The 5,446-nt window shown below is 60.1% G+C and carries 6 protein-coding genes; 2 read left to right on the forward strand and 4 right to left on the reverse strand.

Annotated elements, in window-relative coordinates:
• A partial coding sequence (locus ACBR42_RS16800) for a hypothetical protein (protein WP_371208789.1) occupies positions 1–243 on the forward strand: 243 nt, incomplete at its 5' end.
• Here the strand turns inward: ACBR42_RS16800 and ACBR42_RS16805 are convergent.
• From ACBR42_RS16805 to ACBR42_RS16820, 4 genes are all read right to left on the reverse strand, one after another.
• On the reverse strand, positions 240–653 hold the full coding sequence (locus ACBR42_RS16805) for a hypothetical protein (RefSeq protein WP_243705451.1): 414 nt from the start codon (positions 651–653) through the stop codon (positions 240–242). The genes ACBR42_RS16800 and ACBR42_RS16805 overlap by 4 nt on opposite strands.
• The gene (locus tag ACBR42_RS16810) at positions 650–1,204 is read right to left on the reverse strand and encodes a hypothetical protein (RefSeq protein WP_243705450.1); all 555 of its coding nucleotides are present in this window, start codon (positions 1,202–1,204) and stop codon (positions 650–652) included. Before ACBR42_RS16810 ends, ACBR42_RS16805 begins: the two co-directional genes overlap by 4 nt.
• Before the next feature lie 433 nt (positions 1,205–1,637).
• Positions 1,638–2,351: a hypothetical protein gene (locus ACBR42_RS16815; protein WP_371208790.1), complete on the reverse strand. Its 714-nt coding sequence runs from the start codon at positions 2,349–2,351 to the stop codon at positions 1,638–1,640.
• A complete protein-coding gene (locus ACBR42_RS16820) occupies positions 2,344–2,865 on the reverse strand; it encodes a hypothetical protein (protein ID WP_371208791.1) in 522 nt (173 codons plus the stop codon). Before ACBR42_RS16820 ends, ACBR42_RS16815 begins: the two co-directional genes overlap by 8 nt.
• Before the next feature lie 174 nt (positions 2,866–3,039).
• Here ACBR42_RS16820 and traA point away from each other — a divergent pair.
• Positions 3,040–5,446, forward strand: a 2,407-nt coding sequence (gene traA / locus ACBR42_RS16825; RefSeq protein ID WP_371208792.1) for a Ti-type conjugative transfer relaxase TraA, incomplete at its 3' end; no start/stop codon positions are given.

A 5,446-nucleotide genomic window follows, 5' to 3' on the forward strand; every position in this document is an offset into this window, starting at 1 on the left:
GAACGCAAGATGGACGCCATGCGTCAGGCGGCCCGCAAGCTAGGGGTGTTGGGACAGGCGCACGCCGCCTTGCGCCAGAGGATGGCAGAGGAACAGAAGCGCCGGGAAGAAGAGGCTGCGCGTCAGGCCGAACTAGCCAAAAAGAGAGCCTTGGAAGAGGCAAAGCGCCGCCGCATTGCGGAGTACAGGAGGAGAGAACGCGAAAGGGAGGAGCGCAGTCGTTCCCGGACGCCTTGGGATTAGGCTTTCTTGCCACCCTGCACGACTGCCAGCTTCGCGCCAGGGCGAGGGATTAGGGCAAGTTCTTCCTGCGTGGCGCGGCTTCCGACCTCGGCAACGTGTTTGTTCATGAAATACCGGACGATCCCCGGCCCGCGCATCCCGGGCACCTTCTCGCGTTTGGAGAAGATCGCGCCGAACCTCACAAGTTCATTCATGATTTGACTGATTTCTTGCGGTCTTTGGCCGATCTTCTCCGCGATTTCATCGCGGGTCAGCATGATTTGGCCGGTATGGGGCATGAGGTGATCGAACAGCAGCGCCCAAACGCGTATGGCTTTCATGGGACGTTTGCTGGTGGCGTGCATCCAATTGACGACGGCGAGGTTTTGACGAGGGTATAACCGAACCAGTTCGGTTGAACCGTCTGTCATGGCTTGCCGCCTTCCATCAGCACCAGCAGCGGGGGCGCTTCTCCCTGCGCTGCATCCCGTTCGGAGCCGCTTAGGTGCGTGGCTACGTTGGGGTTCATGAAGTAGTGAACCATACCCGGCCCCTTCATGCCGCTCACCTTCTGGCGGGTTCGAGTGATGGCCCGAAAAGCCACCAGTTCAGACATGATTTCGCTGATGGTGCGTGACGGCTGACCAATTTTCTCCGCGATTTCATCGCGGGTTAGCAGGATTTCCCCGGTATCTGTCCGCAGGTGTTTGAAGCACAGCGCCCAGACCCGCAGCGCGGTCAGGGGGCGCTTGGAGTGTTCGGCCAGATAGTCCACCACGATTGCGTTCTGTTCGGGGCTTAGCATGACGAATGTCCATCTCTTGCGGCTGGCTGTTTGGCGGTCGATCAGGCCGATGACAGCACGGAAAGCATCGGCGGGCATTTGCTCCTCAAATGGGAGCAGGGCTTGTCTCAAAAGGTCGGCCTGATCCTGCCGGAGCCGTTCCGGTTTCGAGGTTAGGCGGGTGATCGTTGCGGCCATGTGGAGAACCCTCGTATTGGCGTCTATTAGGTCACACAGTGAGTGAACCAGTAGTCACACAGTGAGTGACTTAATAGCAAGCTATTTTTTGGCGGTTTCCCGGAAAAAATGCTCATTTTGGGGTGAGGTTATCCACGCCAGATAGAAATAGATAAGATTCTCTTCCCCTGTAGTCCCCTTCTCAAACTGTGGAAAACCCCGCAATTCGGCCCGTCCGGACGCCTTCGGCGGGCTACGCCGCTCCCGCGCTGCGCTCGCTCCGGACCAGCACGGCCAGAGGAACGAGCCGCAGGGGTATGCTTAGGAGATACAAGCAGAGCGGAGAGGCCAGAGGATCGCGGAGGAGGGCAGGAAGATAGGTGGGACGGTAAATCCCCACGATCTCGCATTTAAGGCCACTCAGGCGGCTTCTGTGGCCGATATGGAGGGGCTATTATCGGACGACCCATCCATACAGCCCTTCTTTGGCGCTGTTCGGATAACACATCACGTCCCCGCCCGGTTTCGTCTCCTTGCTCCAGCCCGGGCGGCTACATTCGAGGATCGCATTAAGATCGCCTGATTTGTCCATCAGGTAGGCGCGGTAACCGTTGGGTGTGTTGGCCCATGACGCGGCAGTTGCGATATCAAGCGCCGTTTTTTTCTCGGTTATCTGTCCTTCCTTGAACCCTTGAGCACGTCCCTCTTCGTATTCCCGGGCGTTAGTGGCCGCCTGTCCTATCGCGGCCCCTGCCGATTTCCCTTCAAAGTAGGAAATGGCACCGATGATGAGCGCCACCACCATGACCACGCCGCCTACCCAAATTAGGGACTGCTTCTGTTTTTTTTTGGTGGTTTCCTCAAGTTCTGCGGCGGCCTTTACGGCGCGGTCCGCGGCGGTATCGAAGACAAGCGCATGCGATTTTGTCGCGCGGTCGTATCTGTTCAACGTGTCCGAAAGGCCGTTCATCCCAGCAACGACATTCTGGGCGTTGCTGATAAAGAACTGCATGGATTGATTGATATTATCCAGCGAAGCCGCCGCTGAATCGAACTGGGTGATGTGCTGCCCGAGGAGGGCGCTTTGCCTCCTACCCTCGTCAATCTGGGCCAAGACCTGTTCCAGCGTTTGAGCCAGCTTCTCGATAAACGCGTAGTCCTCATCCATTCGGCGTTATCTCCCATCCTTTGAATAATCTTATGTCGTGAGAGCGGTACAACACGCCTATTGCGGCCTGTCCGATCTCTCTGGCGAGGTGTGACCAGAGCATCGGGCCTTCGTCTGTCGTGTCGAAGGAGCCGCTATCTTCGCCCTGGCGCGCAATAGCGATGAGGAGGCCGCCGAGAGCCGCCTTGCATTGCGTTACCTGCTGATGGCTGGGCGGCTTGTCTGTCCCGATCTGGTCCAGCAACTCCCGCTCACCGTCCCGCAACAGGCCCTTCATGTGTGACAGCATGAACCCGACGATGGCCGTTGTCTGGGCGTCCCCTGTATCCCGCATCCAAAGCAACTGGCTTCCCAAGACTATCTTGCGGCGTGTCTCGTCCCGCTTGGCCCATCCAGTCCGCTTTTGCAGCCGTCGTGCGGCCACCTCTGCTTTCTGCGCCGCTATCTCTACCTGCCGGACGGCTTCCTTTGCTGTTTCGGTCGCCCGCTCCATCCGGGCCAGCGCCGTCGCCATGCGCTTTTCATCTCGCATTTCCGCCTTGCTCTGCACCCTGTCCGCCTCTCTTCCCGAAGCCGTGAGAAGGCTTGCGCCCCCACCAAAAAAAAGACTACAACAGGACATAAACGAAGTGAATGGCTCGCATATACAAACCTTCGGTTTGTGCGAGCCCTGCGGGGCAAGTCAATCGTGGCCATCTGGCATCTCCGGACAAAGGTAATCAGTCGCGCCAAGGGGCAGAGCGTTGTCGCCTCGGCTGCGTACCGGTCTGGCGAAAAGCTGCATGATGAGCGTTACGGGATGACCCACGACTACAGCCGAAAGGAGCATGTCGCTCATCAGGAAATCATGACCCCGGACGGAGCGCCTGCACGTCTGAAGGACAGGCAGACGCTATGGAATGAGGTTGAGGCCACAGAGAAGCGCATCAATTCGCAGCTTGCGCGGGAGGTAGAGGTGGCCATCCCGCGTGAACTTTCCCCGGATGACCGGGTGGCCCTGGTACGCCAGTTCGTGCGGGAGCAGTTCGTATCCCGTGGGATGATCGCTGACTTTGCAATCCATGTCCCGAAGGCATCAGACGGCGAGGAAGCGCCCCACGCACACATTCTCCTGACGATGCGGGAGGTTGGTCCTGACGGGTTTGAGCGCAAGCAGCGGGCATGGAATGAACGCGGCGTTCATGAGGAATGGCGCGCCGGGTGGGAACGGGCGGCAAACGATATGCTGCGTGCGCGAGGGTTCGAGGCCCGGATAGACCGGCGCTCGAACGAGGATCGTAAACGGGTTTTTGAGCCTAGCCTTCATGAAGGGGCATCGTGGCAGGAACGGCGCCGGAAGCGGGCGGCAGGGATCGAGCCTGCGGGTGTTGTGGCGAGACGTGTAGAGGAGAACGAGGCCCGGAGAGCCCGCAATCAGGCGCGGATTGAAGCCAATCCTGCGATTGTTCTGGCGGAACTGACGCATCACCATTCCACATTTACCGAGCGGGACGTGGCGCGTGTCCTGAACCGTTATGTGGATGATGAACGCGCCTTCCTGAACCTGAAAGCGCGTGTGCTTGAGCATGACGAGGCGGTCAAGCTGGGCCTCGATGAGGCGGGTAGCACGCGGTATTCAACACGCGCGCAGGTCGCGGTTGAGCGGGATATTCTGGAAATTGGGGACCGGCTGAACAGCCGTGTTGATAGCCGCCGCTTCGACCGTGGAAAGGTGGCCAATTATCTCTCTGGACGTGGGTTGAGCGAAGAGCAGATGCAGGCGGTGCTTCACCTGGTAGGCGGTGAAGGATTGCTCCTGGCATCAGGGATCGCCGGAGCGGGCAAGACCACGATGCTCCGGGGGGCTGTCGATGTGTGGCGTGGGGGAGGCTATCAGCCTCGGGGCGTGGCGCTGGCGGCGGCGGCGGCTTCCGTCCTCGAGGCCGAGACTGGAATGCAATCCCAGACTGCGGCCCGTTTGCTGCGGCGGCTGGATCTCGGAGAAGAGAAGCTATCGCCCAAGGATGTGATCGTTCTCGATGAAGCCGGGATGCTTCACAGCCGGCATATGCGGCGGATGATGGCCCACGTTGAAAAGGCCGGCGCAAAGCTGGTGATGGTGGGAGACAGCGAACAGATTCAGGCGGTCGAAGCTGGAGCCCCGTTCAGGGCGCTGGAGGCCAGACTTGGAGCCGCCCGGCTGGAGGAAACGCGGCGGCAGCGGTCACATGGCGACCGGGCGGCAACGGTTGCGTTCTCTACGGGGCGCACGGCTTCCGGATTGGGGCATTATGACCGCAAGGGGGACATCATTCCCCTACAAACGCGGGACCGGATGCTGCAGGCAGCGGCCCGGGGTTATCTGGAAGATCGGGCGGAACAGGGTGCGGACAAGGTTCTGCTGCTGGCTCACCGGCGCAAGGATGTGGACGCGCTTAACCGGATGATCCGTGACCACTTGGTGCGGCAGGGAAGTGTTGAGGAAGGCCGAAGCTATGTCCTCTCACATGGGGAGCGGCCACTTGGGCGGGGGGACAGCATCGTATTCCTGCGGAACGATTACCGGCAGGGACTTCGTAACGGCATGACTGGCGAGGTCATCTCTGCTGGTGACCAGTTGAAGGTTCGTGCTGGAAAGCGTGAAATCCTTATCAATCCACGCGAATATCCGTATCTCGATCATGCTTACGCCCGCACTCTCCATAAGGGACAGGGGGCGACGGCCGAACGGGCGCACGTTGTGCTTACCGGGTCTATGGACCGCAACCTCACCTATGTGGGCATGACCCGGCACCGGCAGAGCGTTCGGGCTTACTGGGCACGGGACGAGGAAGGATCGCGCGAACAGCTCGCGAAGCAGCTTGGCCGCAGCGGCCTTAAGGACATGACCACGGATTACGCGGAAGCACGGGGTATGCAGCCGCCAGCCGGAAAGGAGGCCATGTCTTTCCTCGGACGGATCAGGAAAGGCATCGAGCGCCGCCGGGAAGAACGCAAGATGGACGCCATGCGTCAGGCGGCCCGCAAGCTAGGGGTGTTGGGACAGGCGCACGCCGCCTTGCGCCAGAGGATGGCAGAGGAACAGAAGCGCCGGGAAGAAGAGGCTGCGCGTCAGG

The organism is Komagataeibacter sp. SM21 (assembly GCF_041402665.1).
Lineage (GTDB): Bacteria > Pseudomonadota > Alphaproteobacteria > Acetobacterales > Acetobacteraceae > Komagataeibacter > Komagataeibacter saccharivorans.

Coding starts and splice junctions, on each gene's coding strand:
- ACBR42_RS16810 (WP_243705450.1), bottom strand. CDS start 1,204: ATGGCCGCAACGATCACCCGCCTAACCTCGAAACCGGAACGGCTCCGG.
- ACBR42_RS16820 (WP_371208791.1), bottom strand. CDS start 2,865: ATGGCGACGGCGCTGGCCCGGATGGAGCGGGCGACCGAAACAGCAAAG.
- ACBR42_RS16815 (WP_371208790.1), bottom strand. CDS start 2,351: ATGGATGAGGACTACGCGTTTATCGAGAAGCTGGCTCAAACGCTGGAA.
- ACBR42_RS16805 (WP_243705451.1), bottom strand. CDS start 653: ATGACAGACGGTTCAACCGAACTGGTTCGGTTATACCCTCGTCAAAAC.